Here is a 22,395-nt window from a genome sequence, read left to right as displayed (position 1 = left end):
ATCCGGCGGTATACTTGTGCAATGAATGTCGCCGAAGCCGCTGATCAGCTCGGTGTCAGCCCGCGCAGGGTCCGTGCGTTGATCGCGGCCGGTCGCGTGAACGCCGCCAAAGTCGGTACGTCGTGGCAGGTGGAGACGTTGCCGGACGGACGGCGCCACAGGCGCCCGCTGTCCGTCAGGTCCCGGCGGATGCTTGTTCACGCACTCCACTACCGGACATTGACCGGGCTGTCGGGCACCGATCGTTCACGCACAGCCGCGCGTATCCGTGCCCTGCGCACCGCCGACGACCCGTCCGCACTGCTGGCCGACTGGTGGGGCGGCGCCCCCGACCACGACGGCGGGCTGTTCGAGACCCACCTGATCGCCAACGCTGTCGCAGGCAACACCGAGTACATCCGATACTCGGTCTCCCAGCACCACTATGAATATCTACGCGACCCCGACGATCTCGCCGACGTGGTGGCCACCGAACGCACCATCCGAGGCTGGTCGGTGCGTCGACTCGCCGACTCCGCCGATATCGACCCGGCCGCGGTCCGACTCATCGAAAGGGCCGAGCAAGCGCCGCTGTCCGCTGTCCGCCGCACCCTGCGCGCTCTCGACATCGAACCGACGGCGCTACCGGACTTGCGAATAGCGCCGTGACTCGGCGACTGGAAGCCTGGCTGGACGGCGGCCACGTCGGGCAATTCATCATCGATGGCGACACCACATATTTCCGATACGACACGGATGCGCCTGACACCCCGATTTCGTTGTCCCTTCCCCGCACCGGCACAGCCACCAAACGGGCGGCCGCAAACTTTCTGGAGAACCTGCTCCCCGACCACGAACACACCCGTGTTCGTCTGGCAGCGACGTACGGCGCGCGCAGTACCGACACTGTTGAGTTATTGGAGAAGGCCGGCGGCGACATCGCCGGTGGCCTCGTCCTGGTCCCGGAAGGCACCGAACCCGTTTCTGCCGCCGCCGAACTCAACCCGGCGGTCGACCGCGACGTGGCCGACCGGATCCGGAGCATCAAACACGATCCCGACGCCTGGGCACCTCGCAATCTGCCGGCCCGCTTCTCCCTCGCCGGAACACAAGGCAAGTTCGCCATCGCGTCGGTCGACGGCGATTGGTACTGGTCCAATGCCTCCCTCCCGTCAACCCATATCGTCAAACCCGGTCGGCCGGACCTTCGGTGCGTCGAAGACGCCGAGGTCGCCGCACTCAGGCTGGCACGGGCGGCAGGCATCGGCGCACCTGCCGCGAACATCCTTCGCGTCGATGACCAGCATGCCTTCATAGTTGAACGCTTCGACCGCATCCGCGATCCAGGCGTCCCGATTCCGCGGCGTCTACATGCGGAGGATCTTGCCCAGGCCCGTGGGCTCAATCCGGACCGAAAGTACGGTGTCACCGCCAGGCAGGTCGTGGAATCGCTTCGCCCGGTGGACACCTCGGGCAAGCTGGTGCGGACCTTCTTGATGCAGCTGGCGTTCAACGCTCTCGTCGGAAATGCCGATGCCCACGCCAAAAACTACTCGATCCTGTTGCAGCAGAACACGATCAGCGTTGCGCCGATGTACGACGTTGTGCCGGTGGGACTTTATCCCAGCTACGACCAGAAACTGGCGATGCGGATCGGTGGAGCCAGGTTCGCCGCCGAGGTCACGATCCACCACTGGCGAAAGCTCGCCCGGACAAGCGGTCTCGATGAGAACGAGGTCACCGACGTGGTGGTGGGCGTCGCCACAAGGGTGCTCGAACACAACGACACGTCCTGGGACACTCTCGCCGACAATCAGCGCAACATTGTTCGCGACTCGATTGCACGCAATGCAGAACGACTGCGCGCAGACATGTGATGACACAGCGACCGCAGCTTCGATCCCGGTACCGCCGCACATCTGAAGTGAGAGGTCATCGAGGTGCTCAATGACCAGTGATCGGTTATCTCGAATTCCGGACTACGAGCAGGCTCATCGACGTCATGGACCCATGTACGTTGATGGTTGTCCGGATCGGACCCATCGGCACATCGGACTTGTCGATGACAGAGAATCTTCCGGGACTCCATAGTCCGTCGGTTCGCACCTGCTGGTCCGATCCGATTCCGATCTTGACCTTCGCCGTCGATACCTTCAACTCGATGTCGACCACTGGCCCCAGGAGTTGGGCCTGCGCGAAGTCCAGGTCGATGGTCGCCGTCGATCCGGTGAACAGCATGGCCAGATCGGGGGTCCACACCCCGACGCGTTTCACCTTTTTCATGTGGACGTTGTACTCGACCCGGTGATCTGCCGGAACAACAGAATCGCGGAGCGCACCTGGCGTCCCGCCTACTGCCGATATCGGAGCGCCGAACAGCGCAGTGGCGGCACCCGGGAGATCTTCGACGACCTCGAGGAGTTCACGACGCGTACGCGCTCGGTAGGCACGCCCTGAGCGTTCCTCGAACTCCGATACATCAAGGTAAGCATTTGCGAATGCTTCGCTGAGGATTCTGACTGCGCGTTCCCTTTCCGGATTACCCACCCGGAGTCGGTCGTCGGACCGATCACGAGAGTCGCTGTCAGCCATGCCGGTCACCCTAGCAACGCCGGACTATCGCGTGAAGTCCGGTTCTCCAGTGCCACAACCAAGGCACAGAGACCCCAGTTACCACTCCACATGCATGAATCCACCCCGTGTGCCGGCGGGGTGGATTCACACAATCGAGGGGTGTGTCAGGCGCGGACGGCGCGGACGCCCATCTTCTTCGTTTCGTAGATGCACAGGTCGTCGACCCAGAAGGTGCCGTTGAACACGACGAGGGTGCCGCGTTCGTCGGTTTCCACCGACAGGATCTCCACGGCCGAGCGGGCCAACTTGGCCAGCGGCGTGACCTGGCCGCGGAAGCTCCAGTCGAAGGACTGGTCGTGGGCGACCTGCTCGAAGTGGGTGGCACCGTCGGCGACACCGGCGAGCCGGGCAGCGGCACGAGCACACTGCTGCATCGCTTCCAGGCCGAGCGAGCCGGGCTGCACCGGGTCCTGGAAGAAGTGCGCCTTGAAGAACCAGGCCTCCGGGTGCACGTCGTAGATGGCGACGGCGCGGCCCAGACCGGCCTCGCCGGCACCCGGCCAGAACTTGACACGGTCGAGCACCTGTAGGCGTCCCTGATGCAGGTACGGCGCGCCGGACAGTTCCGGACCGAGGTACTCGACGTTCACCGGGGCCTCTGCGTTCAGCCCGTCGAGGGTGAACTGCGGCGACTTGAGACCCACCTGGTTCTCCATCGCCTCCGGCTTGAAGAAGCCGAACGCGGTGTTCATCGTCATGACCACTTCGTCGTTCTGGGTGCAGACGACGTCGAAGAAGCAGATCGTCGATCCGCCGCCCTCGGCGTAGCGTTCCATCGTCGTCGACACCCGCAAGGTGCCGACGAGGGCCGGGCGCAGCTGGGTGATGTTCTTGCCGTCGAGGTTGCGGAACAGCACGTCGTCGAGACGATTGGCGGCGAAGCCGTTGTACGAGGACAGCCAGCCGCACGGCTGCAGCAGGATTTCGATCAGCACCGACAGCGGCACGGCATCAGAGTGGGTGTCGGCCAGGTACCAGGCGTCGGCGGGCACGTCGTATTCGGCGACGCAGGTGCCGCCCTTGGTCGGCACCCCGGGCGGGCTGTCGACGCTGATGATCCGCGAGACGAAGTGGTACGGCTCATCGGGCAGACGCGGCGCGCGACGCGTGCCGTCGAACGGCTTGTACAGCTCACCGAACGCGTCCGAGGGCATGCCGCGACCACAGGCGAGCAGCGCACCGTAGTCGCCGCGAACGTCGGTGGTGCCTTCCAGGATGTGCACCGGGCCGGGGGCACCCGGGGGCATCGGCCAGTCCGGGACCAGCCGGATACCGAAGCGGCGGGCGTGGAACACCTTGAAACCGTCGCTGCGGCACAGCAATGCGGCGTACACCGTCGGGATGGGTCCGTCGACGATTTCTTCGATGAAGACCTCGTAGTCGAGGGTGTGGTCGGCGTCCGGGATGACCTGCCCGCGGCATACGAACCGGCTCATCTCGTCGGGCACCGGCTCGAAGCGCCAGCCGTCGTGTTCGATGGTGAAGCCGTAGGCGGCCATCGCGAACGACAGTGCTTGCGTGGCCGCATCGGCCATCAGGGTGCCGGGCATGCACGGGTCGTTCTTGAAATGCCCGTTGTAGAACCAGGAGTCGGCCGGCACGTGCGCGCGGGCGCGCAGGTAGCCGCGGCCCCACGGGCCGCCCTCCGGATCGAATTCGGCGATCTCGTCGAACAACCGCAGCTGGCCCTTGGGCAGCGACGGGGTGCGCGAATGCGCGGCGGCACGCTCGAAGCCCTCACCGAAGCAGGTGTAGGCGTGACCGTCGACGTAGGCCTCCAGGTCGGCGGCGCTGAAGGACCGCTTGGTGGTGACCTGCGGCGGTGTGTCGCGGCGAGCGCCCTCGCGGGGTGCGTCGTCGGCGGCATCCCAGAGCACACCGTCGGAGTCGGCGAGTTCGGCGTTGGAGAAGAACCCGGCCTGGCCGTTGCGGACCGAGATCATCAGGCGGTCGCCGATGTAGCAGTCGTAGTGGAAGAAGAACAGGCGGGTGTCGCCGGTCTTGGCATGGCCGTCGATGTGGATCTCGTAGTGCAGCGTCTCCCCGCCCTTGGGCAGCTCACCCATGAACGTCAGATCGCAGCCCAGCAGCCGGTACACACGTTCGCTGCGGTTGCTGAAGTCGGCGCCGAGCCACGAAGCGAGCAGCAGGTCGGCCTGCCCCGATTCGATGACCACACCCGGTGACATGCGTCCGTTGTGCATGTACCAGGCGTCGGGGTCGACGTCGGTTTCGGTGACGATGGTGCCGGTCTTCATGGTGCCCGGTTCACCGTCGATGCTCATCACCCGGTCGGCCAGCAGCAGCGGCGGTTCGGGCATCCGCACCAGCCGCTCGTACTGATCGTATTCGGCGAACTTCGGCCCCATGACCTCCGAGACATTGCCTCCGGCGAGGATTTCGAGTTGCGCGCGGGTCCACAGCGGAGCCGGTCCCGCGGCCGACGGAGCGGGGGCCGATTCCTCACGCACAGGAGGTGTCTGCGGCGGCACGAGAGCTGCGGCCGGCGCGGGTGCCGGCGGGGCCGCGATCGGGGCCGGCGCTGCCGGCGCGGCGACGACGGGTGCAGCCGCTGCCGGCGCGGAAACCACAGGTGTGGAGATCACTGGCGCGGCGACGACCGCTGCGGCGGACGGCGCAGCGGCAGGTGCCGATGGACCGGCCACAATACGTGCAGGCAGTTCACCGCGGCGGCGGGCAACCACCGCCAGCATCGCCTCACGTGTCTGCAGGAACGCGGCATGTGCCTGCGCCTGTCGTTCGACGAACGAGGTGTGCGCGGCACCGACCGAGTCGATGACGCCGAGCACCGCGGCGGACGGGTCACTGACCGTGGGTGCCGGTACCTGGCCGGTGGGTGCGGCGGACGCAGCGGCGGGAACGCTCACGTACTCGGTCTGGGTGACCACGGTCTGCGGCAGGACCAGCGCGGGTGGGTACGACGGTGCCGGCGGCATGTGCTGTGCCGGGGCGGTGTCGGGTACGGGCATCAGGGAACTCACCTTCTGGTCTGCTGAAACAGCCACTGGTTCAATGATTTTCGGTGATATAACGGCCTGACCGTTGGGGCCGCCCGGAGCACTCGGGGCCGGCGGTACCACAGGACTGGCGGTCGCGGGGGTCGCGGTCGCGGAAGCTCCGGCAGCGGGCGTGATGTCGGGCCAGTGCCCGGCAAAGCTCAATGTGCGCACGGATTCTGACGATTCGCCGGACTGCTGGTCCCGTAGGTACTGGATGCGGGCGTCGAAGTTCTCGACGGCCACCGGCACCCCGTGCACCCACAGCTTGGACACGGTCTCGGCGAGTGCGCGCAGCCCACGCCGTTCCTGTGCGTCGAGGGCAACCGCCACGTGCGGCCGATCGCCGAGGATCTTGGGGATCGCGGCGGTCAGGATCCCGCGCGGGCCGTGCTCGACGAAGACGCGGACGCCGTCATCCCATGCCTGACGGATCGTGGCGGGGAAGTCGATCGGTTCGAGTGCCTGCCGGGTGATCGCGTCGGCCGCGGCCTCACGGGTCGGGGTGTACGCGCCGGTGACGCCGTTGCTGTAGAAGCGCACGCCCTGCACCGGGAAGGTCTCGCGGGAGTGGATGCGGTGCCACACGTCGGTGAACGGTGTCATCGCCTCGCAATGGATCACCATGTCCAGGCCGAGGTACATGTTGGGCGGGTTGCCGAGCGCCTCGATCACCCGTTTGCACGCCTGTGGGTCGCCACCGATCACACAATCGTCGGGTGCCTGCACAATCGTCATGTAGGCGCGAGGTTCTGCTGCGAGCGCCGCGTCGATCTGCTCGCGCGGTGCGCTGATCCGCCAGCACTCCCACTCGGTGGGCTTGCTGCCCTCGCCCCAGGCCTCGCCGGCGATGCGGCATTCACCGGTGATCTGCCGACCGTACATGCGTGAGTCGACGATCTCGGCAAGCATGGGCTGCAGGTCGCGCCACACCCCGAATGCCATCAGTGAATTGGTCTCGCCGGATGACAGACCGATCGCTGCCGTCGGTTGCAGGCCCAGCACGGTCCGCGAGAATTCGGCTTGGGTCTGGCATACGACCGCGCAGCCGGTCAGCTGGAAGTACGGATCCAGGCCGGTGATGTCGTCGCCGTACATCTCCGGAACCAGGTCGGCGCCGCCGGGAAACCGTTGTGCCAGTGCCTCGGCCACCTCGGGCCAGGCCAGCAGCAGTTCGCGGCCTGCTCCGGGATAGGCGGCGGCCGCACCGGTGAAGGTGAAGCCGATCTCGCCGCTGATCGGGGCGTCGGCGAACAGGATGCCGGGCCCGGCCGGTGCCGCACCGCGCGCGAGCTGGTCGGCGGCGCCGCGGCGCAAGGTGTCGAGGGTGGCCGGATTGTCGGCGACGAGCGCGCACCGTACCGGTCCGTCGCCGCCCTGCCGGCCGCTGCGTAGTGCGTCCAGCAGTTCGGCATCACTACCGGCGGAATATCGCTCGGTGATCGGCAGCAGTCCGGGTGACAGTGGCGCGGGAGCATCGGTGTCGACGCGCACGCCGATACTGTCGGTGCGGCCGCCGAGCGCGGATACCCGCACCTGGGCGGTGTTCTCGGCCGGCGCGGGTTGCGGACCGCTGGGCTCGACCCGGACTCGGGAACCGAGCGCCATGACCTGTGCGGCGATCTCGACGGCCGCCGATGCGGCGTGGGTACGTCCGAAGCGGCCCGCGGCGATCGCCGCCGAATCCGCGTCCGGGGTGCTGTCGGTGTCCGGGGTGCTGTCGGTGTCGAGGACTGCAAGGATCTGCTCCCCTGCGGCCTCGGCATCGGCGCGCCGTTTGAGGACGAACACCACCGCGGCATCGCCGTGCTCGGTGGTGTCGCCGGTGACGGCATCGGCTGCCCGTCGGTGCGCCGGTTCACGGCACAGATCGACGGCGCCGGCGAGCACGGTATCGAGTTCTCCGGCGCGCAACGCGCGGGCGGCGATCTTCAGGGCGGTGATGCCCGACAGTTCCTCGCTGGACACGGTGAACCCGAACCCGCGGAAGTCACGCTGAGCGTGAATGCGGTTGGCGGGGATGTTGGGCATCGTGCCCACCACTCCGTCGGCGGTCAGTTGCGGCGCCGATTGGGTGTTGGCGGTCAGCCACGCCTCGTCGTCGGTGTGCAGGACCCGAAGGCGCTGGCGGCCGATCATCGCATCGCAGCCCATGCCGATGACGACGCCGGTGCGATCACGTTCGGTGCCGATCCCGTGCAGCGCCTGCGCGGCGGCGGCAAGGACCGTGGTCTGCTGGGCGAGGCTGCCCTTGAGTTCGCTGGGTGGGAAACCCAGGCCGGCCAGTTCGAGTCGCACATTGTCGAGCGCGGTCGGTTCGGCTTCGGGACCGAGTGCGCGCCTGCGGAATTCGTCGATGTCGGCGGTGTCGCCGGTGACCGCCCCCAGACCGCATATGACGACGTCGCCGTCGTGCCGTGCGGGCGGCGTTGCCGGCGATTGCTGCTCGGCGGGTACGTAGTTCTGGACGATCAGGTGGGCGTTGTTGCCGCCGAACCCGAAGTTGCTGACCGCCGCCGTCTTGACGGCCGCGTCCCAGCGGGTGGGTTCGGTCACCAGCGTGAACGGGGTGTCGGCCAGGGCCGGGGTCTGGGTGTCGCACAGCGACGGCGGCAGCGTGCCGGCCTCCATCGCCGAGAGCACGTTGACCAGGCTCGCCGCCCCCGACACTGTGATCGTGTGCCCGAGGTTGCCTTTAAGGGCACCGAGTTTGAGGGGTGCGTCACCGTAGGCTTCGCGCAGGCTTTCCAGTTCGGTGGCATCGCCCAGGACGGTGCCGGTGGCGTGGCAGTCGATGTAGTCGACATCGGCCGGATCCAGGCCCGCCTGGGCAAGCGCATCACGCATCGCGGCGGTCTGCCCGGACGCCGCCGGCGCCAGGATGCCGCTCTGGCGGCCGTCGTTGGACAACCCGACGCCTCTGATGACACCGAGAATGCGATCACCGTCGCGTTCGGCGTCGGCGAGCCGTTTGAGAGCGACGAGGGCGGCACCGGCGGACGGCACCAGGCCGTCGGCTTCGGCGTGGAACGGGCGGGAGCGGCCCGACGGGCTCAGTGCCCTCAGGGACGTGAACCCGAGATGCAGGAACAGATCGTCGGCGCCGTTGATACCTCCGGCGAGCATCAGGTCGGCGGCGCCGTCATGGAGGGCATCACAGGCCAGTTTGATCGCGTACAGCGACGACGCGCACGCGGCGTCGAGGGCGTACGCCGGACCGTCGAGGCCCAGCGCCCCGGCGACCAGGTGCACCGGCAAGCCCGAGGAGAACCGGTTGCGGGGGTCGACGTCCTCGCCGCCCGCCCAGACACTTTCGACGAACGCGGTGTTCATCGTCGACGGGTAGGACAGGTTGCCGACGATCAGACCGGTTCGCGTCGTTGCCTCGTTGCCGGGCAGCGCCGTCCGCACGCAGTGCGCCAGCCAGCTCACCAGCGGATCAAGCCGATCGAAGTCCGGGATCCGTGCCGCGATATCGGTCAGGTCCAGCGCAGAGTCGTCCACGATGCCGCCGGTGGCCGAGGCGACCCGCAGGCCCGGTTTGTCGCTGGTTGCCAACGCCTGCGGGTCCACCCCGCGCCAGTGATCGCGCGGGGTGGGGGTCAGCAGGCTGCGGCCGGCCAGAGTGGCGTCGAACAGGTCACTCGGGGTCGATGCTCCGGGCAGCAGGCAACTGCGGCCGACGATCGCGATCGGCGCGAAATCGCTCACGCGGTGGCACCGTCTGCGTTACCGGCGACATAGAACTCGACACCTTCAAGTGACGCGATCGGTGCACCGTCGGTGGTCTCGAACACGATGTCGTAGTCGACACGCTTGTCGCCGAGCGGGAACGCCGCCAGACGGCACTGCACTTCACCTTCAGCGGGGAACGGTGCGGTGAACACCGCACGCCCCACGCTGACGGGGAGAACCAGCGGCATTCCCTGCGCCGAGGCCCACAGAATGCCCAGTTGCAGGGCGCCGTCGAGCGCGGCGGGATCGGTCGACCAGGCGCCGCCGGTCCAGCCGGCCTCACCCTTCACCTTGAGCAGGGCCGAACCGCCGGCCGCACCGAATGCGGTGAGCTGGTCGATCACCTGGAACGCCGGTCCGTGGAACAGCGGTCCCGCGTACACATCGGCCACTCCGAACGGCCACGCTCGGTCACCGGCAGCCGATACCGACACCGGCAGATCAGTGGCCGACCCCGATTCGACTCGGGCACTGTAGCGGGTCAGGCCGCCGGCGTCGCGGATGCTGACCGCGTAGGCGGCGCCATCCGCCACGACCTCGATGGTCAGCGCGTGCTGCTCCCCTGCCGGGAACGTCACTCCCGACAGCACGCGGAAGTCCCGGATCACCGGGGCGTCTGCGTCGGCCAGACCACGCACTGCACGCAGTACGGCATCGAGAACGAACACCACCGGGATAACGACGTTGCCGCGCACCTGATGGTCGGCGAGCACCGGCGCCGCCTCCACGGAGATGTCCCAGGACAGGGTGGTCGACCGCAGCTGCGGTGCTGCCGGGGCGGCGACCACAACGGCGGTGGCCGATGCCCGTCCCAGGGCGTGCCGGGCGAAGAACTCGGCACCCTCCCCGATCGGGATGACTCCGACGCCTGCCTCGGTGAAGCGGCTCTTGAGCGTCGCGTCGACCATGCCGCCGTCCCACGGACCCCAGCCGAACGCCCGGACCACGCAGTTGTCGCCGCGGCGACGGGCCTCGCGGGCCGCGATGGAGTCGAGTGCCGCGTTGGCGGAGGCGTAGGCGGCCTGTCCGGGGTTGCCGGCGCGGGCCGCAATGGATGAGAACAAGGCGATGAACCGCAGTTCATCGGCCGAGGTGGCCGCCAGGAGGGTTTCGGCACCGATCAGCTTGGTGCGGAATACCCGCAGGAAGCCGTCGTCCTCGAGGTCTTCCAGACGGCGGTCGGCGAGGACGCCGGCGCCGTGGACGAGCCCTACGATCGGGCCGAGGGTGTGACGCACCTGCTCCAGCGAGGCGTACAGCGCATCCCGGTCGGTGGTGTCGGCGGCGAAGTACTGTGCCACCGTCCCTTGCCGCTGGGCGGTCGCTAGCGTCTCCCGAACTTCCCTTGCGGCAAGCAGCTTTTCGGCTGCGGCGCGGGCCTGCGGCAGGGTCAGGGACTCCCCGCGGGCGCGGGCCGAGGATGCGAGTGCGGTCGCGATCTCGGTGGCGGTGGTGCCGGCCGGCTCGTCCGCCGACTCCGGCGCCAGTGCGGTGCGGCCAAGCAGAGCCAGCCGCAGACCGTGCCGTCTGGCCAGTGCCAGCGCCGAGCGTGCGGTCACGCCGCGGGCACCGCCGGTGACGACGACGACACCTTCGGCCGGGACGGGGATGGTCTCCCCGACCTCGGTGGCGTCGACCTCGTCGATGGCGACCAGGCGCGTGCCGTCGGCCCGCAGGGCCACCTCGACACCGCTGCCGCCGGCGAGGAGTTCGGCCGCGATCCGTTCAGGATCGAGGATTTCGATGTCGATGGCGCGCACTGATGCGTTGGGCCACTCCCAGCTCGCGGTCTTGACAAGGCTGGCGACGCCGGTCGGGACGTCGCCGCCGGCGAAGGTGCCGCCGGTGGCCTGGATGGTGACGAACACTCGTGATGCGGCGCTGCTCTTGGCGACAGCCCGGGCGGCATGGAAGGCGCGCACGTGCATGTCGACGCACTCGTCGGGGGTCCGGACGGTGCCGAGCGCGGCGAGGCTGATGACCGCGCCTGCCTCGTCGGGCACCTCGTCGACGGCCCTGGCCTTGATGCCGTGGGTGACGAGCACCCGTTCGAGGGCGTCGGCAAAGGCCGGGTCCTCACAGGTGATCAGTACGTCGCCGTCCTGCAGGCCACCCATGGCGAAACCGGCTGGCGGTACGACACGCAGCTGCGCTTCGGTGCAGCTCAGACCGACAGTGGGTGTGGCGTCGAAATCGGCCGAATCAGATGCTGCGGCAACGGCTTTGGCCGTCGTAGCGCTGCCGCCGTCAAAACCCGCGATCGAGTTCACCACGTCTTGCAGGGTGCGCATCGACGCGAGCTCGGAACCGGGAATCTCCGGGGCACCCGGGTAGCGGGATTGCAGTGCCGAGAGGATCTCGACCTGCTTGATGGAGTCGATACCGAGCTCGGCCTCCATCTCCATCTCCAGACCCAGCATGTCCGCGGGATAGCCGGTCTTCTCCGACACGATCTCCAGCACCACGTCACTGGCCGACTTGCCGGGCGCGGCGGCCGGAGCCGGAGCAGCGGCCGGAGCCGGTGCGGCGGTGACGAACGAGGACACCGAGTTCACCACGTCCTGCAGGGTGCGCATCGACGCCAGTTCGGAACCGGGGATCTCCGGGGCACCCGGGTACTGCGCCTGAAGCGCCGAGAGGATCTCGACCTGCTTGATGGAGTCGATACCGAGCTCGGCCTCCATCTCCATCTCCAGACCCAGCATGTCCGCGGGATAGCCGGTCTTCTCCGACACGATCTCCAGCACCACGTCACTGGCCGACTTGCCGGGCGCGGCGGCCGGAGCCGGAGCAGCGGCCGGAGCCGGTGCGGCGGTGACGAACGAGGACACCGAGTTCACCACGTCCTGCAGGGTGCGCATCGACGCCAGTTCGGAACCGGGGATCTCCGGGGCACCCGGGTACTGCGCCTGAAGCGCCGAGAGGATCTCGACCTGCTTGATGGAGTCGATACCGAGCTCGGCCTCCATCTCCATCTCCAGACCCAGCATGTCCGCGGGATAGCCGGTCTTCTCCGACACGATCTCCAGCACCACATCGCTGGCCGACTTGCCCGGCGCAGCAGCGGGCGCCGCGGCAACCAGAGCAGCGGCCGGAGCCGGTGCGGCGGAGACGAACGACGACGTGGCATTCACGACGTCCTGCAGGGTCCGCATCGACGCCAGCTCCGAACCCGGGATTTCGGGTGCGCCGGGGTATTTGGCCTGTAAGGCGGACAGGATCTCGACCTGCTTGATGGAGTCGATACCGAGCTCGGCCTCCATCTCCATCTCCAGACCCAGCATGTCCGCGGGATAGCCGGTCTTCTCCGACACGATCTCCAGCACCACATCGCTGGCCGACTTGCCCGGCGCGGCGGCAGGAGCCGGGACGATCGGCGCAGCAGCGGCCGGGGCGGGAGCCGCGACGGGTGCGGGTGCAGGGGCGGGCTTGACGACGACCGGCACCGGTGCGGCCGGGGCAACAGCGGGCGCAGCCGCGACCACGGGAGCGGGCTGCGGTGCGGGTGCGACCAGCGCGGCCTGAGCCTGCACCACCGGAGCCTGAACCGCTGCGGATGCCGCACGCTGCGGGGTCACTACGGCCGCCGACGCCGGGTCACCGACGATCTCGGCGAGCATCCGGGTCGACATGTCGAGGAACTGCTGGTGACTGTCGGCCACGACGTCCAGATACCGCTCGTGCTGGGCGGCGGTCTCCTTCTGGATGCGGTCGATCAAACTCCACGCGTCCATCGACAGCGGAGCGTCATCGGCCGGCGCAGCGGCGCGTGCCGAAGCGGTACGGGGGGCGGGCGCACCGGAGGCCGGTTGCGATTGTGAGGTCACAGTGGAACTTTCTGCTGCTGCGGGCACGGGTGTCGGTGGGCGCTGAGGCTGCGCTGCGGCCACCGGGGCGGCCGACACCGCGCGTGCGGGTGTTGCGGCGGGCGCTGCCGGAGCCGGCTTCGGTGCGGCCGGGACAGATTGTGCGGCAACCGACTTCACCGGTGCCGAAACCGCTGTCGGTGCAGCGGCCGCGAGCGGGGTGCGCTTGCGCTTGGGGGTGATGACCACCTTGCCGTCGGCCGGCGGATACGGCTTGCCGACATTGGCGCCGCCGACCATCACCGCGTACTTGGGCGCGGCCACGAACTTGGCGGGCTCCTCGTAGTGGTCGTAGAGCGTGACCAGATCCAGGGAGACGCCGTCGGCGGCGAGTGCGGCCAGACCGCGGTGCCAGCCGCGCAGGTCCGCAACCTTGGGATCATCGAGGGCCACTGCCAGGTGCGGGGTGTCGCCGAGGATCTGGTTGACCAGTCCGGTGAGCACACGGCCGGGCCCGACCTCGATGAAGCGGGTGACGCCATCAGCGGCCATCGCCTGGATCATCTCCCGGAAACGCACCGACTGACGAACCTGGTCGGCGAGCTGGGCGGTCGGGTCGTCGCCGTACGGCTGTGCGGTGGCGTTGGCATACACGGTCAGGTGCGACTCGCCGAGCGGCAGCGTGTTGAGGTATTCGGCGAACGGCGCCGAACTCTCCGCCACGATCGGCGAGTGGAACGCCGAGGCGACCGTGAGGCGCTTGGTCCGCAGACCCGCCTCGCCAGCCGCCCGCTCGACGTTCTCGATCTCGGCGATGTGCCCGGCGACGACCACCTGGCGGGGGCCGTTGTCGTTGGCGATGACCAGGGTGCCGTCTGTCTCCGGCTGCGCGTCGAGCAGTGCGCGTACTTCGTCGGCGCCGGCGATGATCGCCAGCATCGTTGCATCCTTGCCGCTACCGGCCTCAGCCATCAGGTGGCCACGCGTCCGTGCGGTTTCCATCAACCGATCGACGGGCAGCACACCGGCCGCCGCGAGCGCGGTGACCTCACCGAAGCTGTGTCCGGCGGCGGCATCGGCCTTGACCCCGAGTTCATCGAGCAACGCCAACTGCGCAAGGCTGATGGCTGCGATCGCCGGCTGGGCGGTCTCCATCGAGGTCAGCGCGTTGTTCTGCACGGCGCGGGTCTCGTCGTCGAAGGCCGGTTCGGGGTAGACCGCGTTGTGCAGGTCGGCGAGATCGCCGGTCAGACCGTCCCAGACCTCAAGTGCCTCGGGGAAGTCGAGGGCCAGGTCGGCACCCATCCCGATGTAGTGGCTGCCCTGACCCGGGAACAGGAAGGCGGTCTTACCTTCGCGCGGGGCGCCGAAACCGACGAAGATGTTGCGGTCCTTGAGCTGAGCGCCCTTGCCGTCGGCCAGCGCGGTGCGCAGTTTCTCGGCCAGCGTGGTCAGCACCGTGGTGTCATCGGCAACCAGTGCCGCCCGCGCACTCTGCGATGCGTCGAATTCCTGTGCGGCCTCGAACGCGATGCGCGCGAGGCTCTCGCCGCCACGGGCCTGCTCGATGATCGCGGTGGCCCTGGCCCCCAATTCGGCCTCGTTCGCGCCGCTGAGCACGACGAGCTCGGTGGGCAACGTGCGCAGCCGCCGCGCCTGGTTCTTGCCCTCGTACTGCTCCAGGGTCACATGGAAATTGGTGCCACCGAAGCCGAACGAACTCACCGATGCGCGGCGCGGCGTCTCGTCGGTACGCACCCACGGACGGGTGGTGCTGTTGATATAGAACGGCGTCTCCTCAATACCCATATCGGGGTTGGGCCGCTCCACCTTGAGGGTCCCCGGAAGGGTCGAATGCTGGAGCGCAAGAATGGCTTTGATGAGTCCGGCGGCGCCCGCGGCGGCCTTCGTGTGACCGATCTGGGACTTCACCGAGCCGATCGCGATCCGGTTGTCGGTATCGGTGAACACCGACTTGAGTCCGGCGAACTCGGCGGCGTCACCGGCCTTGGTGGCGGTGCCGTGCGCTTCGAGCAGGCCGATGGTGGTGGGTTCGTACCCGGCGTTCCGGTAGGCCGCGCGGACTGCCTTGGCCTGACCTTCCGAGCGCGGGGCGTACACACTGGATGCGCGGCCATCCGAGGAAGAGCCGATGCCGCGGATGACGGCATAGATGTCGTCGCCGTCGCGTTCGGCGTCATCGAGGCGTTTGAGGGCGACCATGCCCACGCCTTCACCGATGAGGGTTCCGTCAGCGCCGTCCGACAGCGGCCGGATGTCGCCCGACTTGGAGAAGGCCGGGGTCTTGGAGAAGCACATGTACATCATCACGTCGTTGAGGGCGTCGACGCCGCCGGTGATGACGGTGTCGGCCTCGTGCAGATACAGCCGGTGCAGCGCCGACTGCAACGATGCCAGCGAACTCGCGCACGCGGCGTCGATCACGAAGTTGCAGCCACCGAGGTTGAGCCGGTTGGCGACCCGTCCGGCGACCACGTTGCCGAGCAGGCCCGGGAAGGTGCTCTCCACCCACGGCGGGTAATGGGCGGCGATATCGCCGGAGATCTCCTCGGCCTCGGCCTCGGACAAGCCGTTCTCCAGCATCGCCTTACGCCACACCGGGCCCTGCAGCCGCGCGCCTGCCTGCACGACGAGTTCGGTGGTGGAGGCCACGCCCAGGATGATGTCGGTCCGGTCGAGGTCGACATCATCACGGCCACCGGTCACCTTGTCGAGGACCTGCTTGGCAGCGATGAGAGCCAGGATCTGCGCCGAGTCGGTAGTTTGCAACGCGTTCGGCGGAATACCGAACTTGACCGGGTCGAACGGCACCGGGTCAATGAATCCGCCCCGCTTGCAATAGGTCTTGTCCGGTACCGACGGATCGGCGTCGTAGTAGTCGTCGATCAGCCAGTGTGTGGGCGGCACCTCGGTGATGGCGTCACGGCCACCGGAGACAGTCCGCCAGTAGCCCTCAAGACCGGTCTCCCCCGGGTAGATCGCACTCATGGCGATAACGGCAACTGGTGGGGAAACGTGGTTCTTCGCGGTGTCGCTCAAAATTCCTCTTCGCTGTGCAAGCCTGGACAGGACAATTCCGGTGGGCAGTCAGCCCGGATGGTCGGTCAACCCAGTGGTCTGGGGCGGAAATCGAATGCGCCGGGCGGCAGTTCGACGCCCGCGGTGCGTAGCTGGCCGGCGCGGGTGACGGTCGCCGCACCTTCGAGCAGGTTGAGGGCGATCTGGCCGGTGGTGCGGGCGCCGACGGGTTCGAGGAAGCTCCCTTTGACCCAATCGTTGAATCCGCCCATCGCGGGGCCGCACCAGATCTGGTAGTCGCCGCGGCGGTCGGTGTCACCCTCGCGTGCCCACTGCGCACCGGAGAACAGGTACCAGCGGAACACCAGTGCCATCAGATGGTGTGGGTCGGACTCAGCACGTGCGATCTCACGTGGATCGCGGGTGGAGAAGAAGTCCCTGGTCTCGGCCCAGATGTCGGAGATCGCGCGGCGCAGCACCGTCTTCTCCAGGCTTTGCACCTCGTCGGCGGGGGCTTCGTCGAACGAGTTGTACTTGCGGTAGAACTCGGTGAGCCGCTGGCCGCGCTGAGCGAACATGGTCCCGCGCTTGAGAACCTGGACGGTCACACCCATCTCGAACATGTCGGCGGCGGGAGCGGTCGCCACGTCGGTGGCCTGGGCCAGTGCCAGCAGGTCGCGGCCGTCCTCGGACAGCCCGCTCTCCAAGGCCGACTGGTTGACCGAACCGGTCAGGACGTAGGCGGCACCCGCGGAGAACGCGGCCGCCACCGCGGCGGGTGTGCCGATGCCGCCGGCCGCACCCACGCGCGGCAGGACCGCGTAGCCGTACTGTTCGGCGATCTCGTCGCGCAACGCGATCAGACGCGGCAGCAGGACGGTGAGCGCGCGGTTGTCGGTATGACCGCCGGAATCGGCTTCCGCGGTGATGTCCTCGGCGATGGGAACCTCGGCGGCCAGGGCGGCTTCCTCCGCGGTGAGCCGGCCTTCGGCGACCAGGGCGTGCAGCATCTGCTCGGGCGCCGGCATCAGGAAGTGCCGGGCGATCTCGTCACGGGACACCTTGGCGAAGATGCGGCCCGACCGCAGGATCTGACCGTCGCCGCCGCGGCGCAGGCCTTTGGCCGCGTAGAGCACCACTGCCGGGGTCAGCTGCATGAACGCCGAGGCGGACACGCAGCGCACACCCATGCGGATGAACAGTTCGACTGTCGCCATCTCGCGACGGTCATCCTGCACATTGTGGATCAGATTGGCTCCCCATCCGGGGGCGTCCGGCCCGAGGGCTTCCTGAATCTCACGGACGCCCGCTTCGACGGTATCCAGGTCGAGGCCGGCGCTGCCGTAGAAGCCCATACCGCCGGCCCGAACCGCGGCGATCGCCATGCGGGGTGTGGCGATGCCACGGGCCATCTCACCGACGACGTAGGGAAAGCGCACGCCATGAGCGGCGGTGAACGATCGCTCACCGAGCCATTCCGGGTAGATGGGCGGCAGCAGCGCCAGCAATTCTTCTCCGGCGATCTCGGCCAGACCACCGTCGCCCACCACGACGGGTACGGGCCCGAGCGCTGACGATACGACCGCAACAGGCTTACGGATTTCAGCAAGAGCCTCGGCAACGCCGACACCTGGCCGGGTGTCCGCTGGGGCAACTTGTGCATGGGAGAGCCCCAGCAACGTCGAGTGCATGAGAGGTGACACTAACAAAGTTCCGAAGTGTCGTCTATCACGCTGCTCACAACCAAGCGTCCGCTACAGCAAACCGTGCCGATCCGAATCTGGCTGCCGCCCGGGAAACATGCGTGGCGACCGACATCCGGTCCGCCTGTCAGCGCATGTCGACGACACCGTCTTCCACCGAATCCGCGTACAGCGCAACAATTTCCGAGGCGTACTTGGCGGTGATCGGGTTACGGCGCAGCTTCATGGTAGGGGTGAGTTCGTCACCGCCGGGCTCCCATGGCGTCGGCACGATCACGAAGCGCTTCACCTGCTCGACGCGCGAGAGCTTCTTGTTGCCCGCCGCCACCGCCGCCTTCACCTCAGCGACCACGTCGGGGTGCGCGGAGACGGCGACCAGGTCGGACCCATCCAGCCCGAGCTTGTGTGCCTTCACCGACGCAAGGTCCGGATCGAGCACTACGAGTGCCGCGATATAGCGCTTGCCCTCGCCGATCGCGACGATCTGGCCGATCAACGGGGACGCCGCCTTGATCGTGTTCTCGATATTCGTGGGGGCAAGGTTCTTGCCCGCCTCGTTGATGATCAGTTCCTTCTTGCGGTCAACGATCGTGACATTGCCGTCGGTGCCGATGGTGGCGATGTCGCCGGTGGCGAGCCAGCCGTCGGCGTCGATGGTCTCGGCGGTCTTCTCCGGCTGATTGCGGTAGCCGCGCATCACCACCGGCCCCCGGATCAGCAACTCACCGTCGGCGGCGAGTTTTGCCTCGACACCCCGAACGGGGCGCCCGACGGTGCCGATCGCGAGGTTGTCGGGCGTCGTGAGAGTCGAACAGCCAGTGCTTTCCGACATACCCCACACCTCCAGGACCGGGATACCGAGGCCGAGGTAGAACCGTAGTACCTCCGGTGGGATCGAGGCAGCACCCGAAGCGGCAAATCTGATGGCGTCCATACCGATCGCCGCACGCAACTTCGACAGGACGAGCTTGTCGGCGAGGGAATGCCGGACGGCCAGCAGCCCCGACTGCGTCTTGCCCTCGAGCTTGAGACCGGCAACCTGATCGCCGACACCGAGTGCCCAGTCGGCCAACGTGCCTTTGATCCCGTCCGCCTCGGCCAGTTTTGCCTCGATACCTGCCTTGATTTTCTGCCACACGCGGGGCACACCGAAGAAGAAGGTCGGATGGGCATCAGGCAGCGCGGCGGCGATGGCCCGCGGATCGGGCTCGCAGGTGATCAACAGCCCGCGGATCATGTTGCTCGCGTGGGTGGACACAAGGTCGGCGATGTGCGCAGCCGGCAGATAGGACAGTAGGCGGTCGTCGAAGCCGACGTCGAAATGCTCGGCCAGCGCGGCCAGTTCGGCGATCATGTTGCGGTGGGTGACCTCGACGCCCTTGGGCGGTCCGGTGGTTCCGGAGGTGTAGATCAGGGTGGCGAGATCCCCGGGTGTCACCGCACGCCAGCTCGCGTCGAAGTCGAAGCCGGCGGGCGCATCCGCGGACTCCAGTGCGGCCAGGGCCAGGGTCCCCGCCGCGCCGTCGACGGTGATGACCGTTTCGATTGCGGTCTTCGCGGCGGTGATGATCGGCAGAAACACCGATTCGGTTACCACTACGTCGTTTCCGGCATTGCCGAAAAGATACTCGACCTGCTCCGGAGCGCTGGTGTTGTAGATGGAGAACGGGACGGCACCCAAGTGCAGCACGGCGGTATCGACGAGGTGGAACTCCGGCCGGTTGGTCAACATGATGCCGACGGTGTCACCGGGTTTGACCCCGAGACCGGCGAGGCCCTGCGCGATTGCCCGGACGCGTTCGCCGTACTGTCGCCAGGTGATCTGCACGCTGCCACCGACGTTCCGCAACGCGATCGCGTCCGGCCGGATCCTGATGGTCTCCTGAAACCCTTCGGGAAGTGTCGAGACGTCCTTGCCGGACTCGTGCGGGAAGGTGATCAAGTCTTCGGGCATGGCGAAATCCTTGGGAGTGTGGGGGTGGATTCCGGCCACGGTAACGCCGAATCGGACTTCAGATGTCTGATTCGCAAAAAAATGGACGTGCGCCCAGAGGCAGGCCACAACCGGGCTGGGAAACAGAAACCTTCTGAGTATCAGGAGGTTTTCTCGGTGGTCCCGGCTGGGATCGAACCAGCCGAACGCGGTAATCGCATACCCTCGCCGACCTCGACGTTCTCGCCATAATGACCAGCTCAGTAGGTGTTTTTCTCACCTCGAAGTACGACAGTGAAGTACAGTGTTGAACAGTCACTGTTGTGCAGTTGTTGTGCAACTCGACCGCGAGAGATGGGGCAGACAATGGCACGGGCGAAGCAACCACGGCGATTAGGCTTCGGCCGGACTCGACAGGAACGTTCGGGACGATGGTCGGCCGGATACAACCACGCCGGGACGATGCACCGGCCCGGTGCCACCTTCCCCACCAAGTCGGCTGCGGTGGCATGGCTCGAAGGTGAGCGGCGGCTGATCGACCTCGACAACTGGACTCCCCCGGCCGACCGCGCGGCGAAGGCAGCGAAGGCCGCGACCACCGTCGGGCAGTTCGCCGAGGACTGGCATCGGGACAAGCCGATGAGCCGGAGGACCAAGGACTCGTACCGGTACCTTATCGACACCCGACTGATCGGTACCACGCTGGCCGACCGGCCGATCACCGATGTAACGGTCGCTGACGTCCGCGAGTGGTTCGGGCAGCTCGACGCGAGCACGCCGACGGCCAGGGCACGCGCTTACGAGATGGTCAGTTCGATGTTCTCCGCTGCGGTGGCCGAAGGACTGTTGCCGGTGACCCCGTGCAAGGTGCCGAACGCGACCAAAGTCCGCCGTGCCCGGTCGGTGGTGCATATCGAGTCCCCCGAGGTCGATGTCCTTGCAGGGAAGATGCCCGAGGACCTCGCCGCTGCTGTGTTGCTGGCCGCATGGTGCGGGCTGCGGTTCGGTGAGGTGGTCGCCCTCGACCGGGCCGACGTCGCCACAGATGGGTCGACAGTCAACGTGTCCAAGGGCATGACCCGTCGGGGCGGTGTGACCGAGATCGCGGCGCCGAAGTCTGAGACGTCCACCCGCGTAGTAGCGGTGCCCCCGCATGTCCGCGAGGCACTGACCTCGCACTTGGTCGACCACACCGGACCCGGTGACGGCGCCCCCCTGTTCACCGACGCCGACGGCCAGCGGATCACCGAGGGCAAGTTCCGCCCCCACTGGCACCGCGCCCGTGCCGCTGCGGGCCGTGAGACGCTGCGGTTCCACGACTTGCGCCACCATGCGGGAATGGTGGCCGCGTACGCCGGGGCGACGATCGCCGAGTCGATGGCCCGTCTCGGGCACAGCTCCCCGAAAATGGCCCTGCACTACGCCGAGCGGGCCGCCGACCGCGACGCCCTGCTTGCGGAACGGATAGCTGCGCTGGCCACCGGTAGGTAGCACTCCCCCGACCTCGACCACGACCCCCGTCGGCACCTGCTGGCGGGGGTCGACTCATGCCCCGGACCACAACGGCGACTCTCATAGTCATTGTGTACCAATGACTTTCGCGTGCCTGTTGTGTACTGTCGTCAGCACTTGGCCATCACGCCCACGCTCCCCTCACGCTCACGCCTCACGCCCGGCCAAGGGTCATCGACTCCCGAGAGCAGAGGAAACCGTCACCCATGGCGACTAACGAACCTGTAGCCGAGCCCGTATTCATGTCCCTGGCCGACGCCGCGATCCGTATCGGATTCTCGAAATACCAGCTTCGCGACATGGTGAACCGGGGCGAGCTGCGCGCCTACCGGCTCAACGACGCCCCGAGGTCCCGCATCCGGGTGAAGGTCGCCGACGTCGATGCACTCATGCGGCCGCATATCCCCGAAGCGATCTTCGCGGCCCGCTAGACCAACTGGCGCGGTCGGTGAGGCGGTGGGGCGAGTGTCTGGTTACGGACCGGCTCGCCTCACCGCCACAACCCAAGCGCCACAACGTAATTCCGTCCGTAGAAACGAGTGACCCCCGGCCTGTCACCGAGTCAGGCCGGGGGTCCGAGAAAGAAGGACACACCGAATGTCCAAGGTCGACAATACCGCCAACAGTGGGGCATCTGCCGATTCCATGGCGACCGAGTACCTGCGCGCCACCATGAAGGTCAACAGCTCCCTGTTCGACTCGACCGAGACCCTGGCGCACATCGCAGCGTTCGCCGACTCCCGCAGCGCCGAGCGCTACAGCGTGTTGTCCGGCGTGCTCATGCGGGCGGTGGCGGCGGTGCCGCCGACGGTCGTGCTCCCGCCGATCATCGGCGGTGCGGTGTCGCTGAACTTGCTCACGGCGTCGGTCGGTGCCAGCGGTGGCGGTAAAGGGACGGCCGACAAGTGCGCAGCCGAAGCGGTGCGGTTCAAGGTCGGCGGGGGGGGGGCCGGCCCGCCCGTGGCCCCGCGGCCGCGCGGGCGGGGGGGAGGGGGCCAACGGACTTCCCCCCCCGCCCGCAAACCGACCGGGCCCGC

At 67.6% G+C, this 22,395-nt stretch carries 9 protein-coding genes and 1 pseudogene; 5 read left to right on the top strand and 5 right to left on the bottom strand.

From position 1 onward, the window contains the following. The first annotated feature begins 21 nt into the window (after window positions 1-21). Together Q0627_RS00620 and Q0627_RS00615 are read left to right on the top strand one after the other, a co-directional pair. The gene (locus tag Q0627_RS00620; protein ID WP_291014257.1) at window positions 22-648 is read left to right on the top strand and encodes a helix-turn-helix domain-containing protein; all 627 of its coding nucleotides are present in this window, start codon (window positions 22-24) and stop codon (window positions 646-648) included. Beyond that, on the top strand, window positions 645-1,856 hold the full coding sequence (locus Q0627_RS00615; RefSeq protein ID WP_291014255.1) for a HipA domain-containing protein: 1,212 nt from the start codon (window positions 645-647) through the stop codon (window positions 1,854-1,856). Before Q0627_RS00620 ends, Q0627_RS00615 begins: the two co-directional genes overlap by 4 nt. An 85-nt stretch (window positions 1,857-1,941) precedes the next feature. Here the strand turns inward: Q0627_RS00615 and Q0627_RS22440 are convergent, their stop codons facing one another. From Q0627_RS22440 to Q0627_RS00585, 5 genes are all read right to left on the bottom strand, one after another. Next, the gene (locus tag Q0627_RS22440; RefSeq protein WP_366851910.1) at window positions 1,942-2,571 is read right to left on the bottom strand and encodes a DUF1707 domain-containing protein; all 630 of its coding nucleotides are present in this window, start codon (window positions 2,569-2,571) and stop codon (window positions 1,942-1,944) included. Window positions 2,572-2,717: 146 nt separating this feature from the next. Then, window positions 2,718-9,341: a beta-ketoacyl synthase N-terminal-like domain-containing protein gene (locus Q0627_RS00600; protein ID WP_298807153.1), complete on the bottom strand. Its 6,624-nt coding sequence runs from the start codon at window positions 9,339-9,341 to the stop codon at window positions 2,718-2,720. Then, entirely contained in the window at window positions 9,338-16,231 is a 6,894-nt protein-coding gene (locus Q0627_RS00595) for a type I polyketide synthase (protein WP_298807151.1), read from the bottom strand. Before Q0627_RS00595 ends, Q0627_RS00600 begins: the two co-directional genes overlap by 4 nt. Window positions 16,232-16,296: 65 nt before the next feature. Further along, window positions 16,297-17,901: a PfaD family polyunsaturated fatty acid/polyketide biosynthesis protein gene (locus Q0627_RS00590; protein WP_291020374.1), complete on the bottom strand. Its 1,605-nt coding sequence runs from the start codon at window positions 17,899-17,901 to the stop codon at window positions 16,297-16,299. A 139-nt stretch (window positions 17,902-18,040) separates the two neighbouring features. Next, window positions 18,041-19,867 (bottom strand): long-chain fatty acid--CoA ligase, encoded by a 1,827-nt coding sequence (locus tag Q0627_RS00585; RefSeq protein WP_298807148.1) that lies wholly within the window; start codon window positions 19,865-19,867, stop codon window positions 18,041-18,043. 441 nt (window positions 19,868-20,308) lie between these two features. Here Q0627_RS00585 and Q0627_RS00580 point away from each other — a divergent pair, with 441 nt between their 5' ends. The 3 genes and pseudogenes from Q0627_RS00580 to Q0627_RS00570 form a co-directional block, all read left to right on the top strand. Next, a complete protein-coding gene (locus Q0627_RS00580) occupies window positions 20,309-21,337 on the top strand; it encodes a site-specific integrase (protein ID WP_298807146.1) in 1,029 nt (342 codons plus the stop codon). Between the two features lie 227 nt (window positions 21,338-21,564). Beyond that, window positions 21,565-21,789, top strand: coding sequence for a helix-turn-helix domain-containing protein (locus Q0627_RS00575; RefSeq protein WP_291020368.1), 225 nt, complete (start codon window positions 21,565-21,567; stop codon window positions 21,787-21,789). Window positions 21,790-21,955: 166 nt separating this feature from the next. Then, window positions 21,956-22,395, top strand: a pseudogene (locus Q0627_RS00570) (hypothetical protein); the annotation flags it as partial.

Source organism: uncultured Gordonia sp. (assembly GCF_937858515.1).
Classification (GTDB): Bacteria; Actinomycetota; Actinomycetes; order Mycobacteriales; family Mycobacteriaceae; genus Gordonia.
Note: the sequence above shows the minus strand (reverse complement) of the source record. Positions and strands in the feature narration are given on the sequence as shown.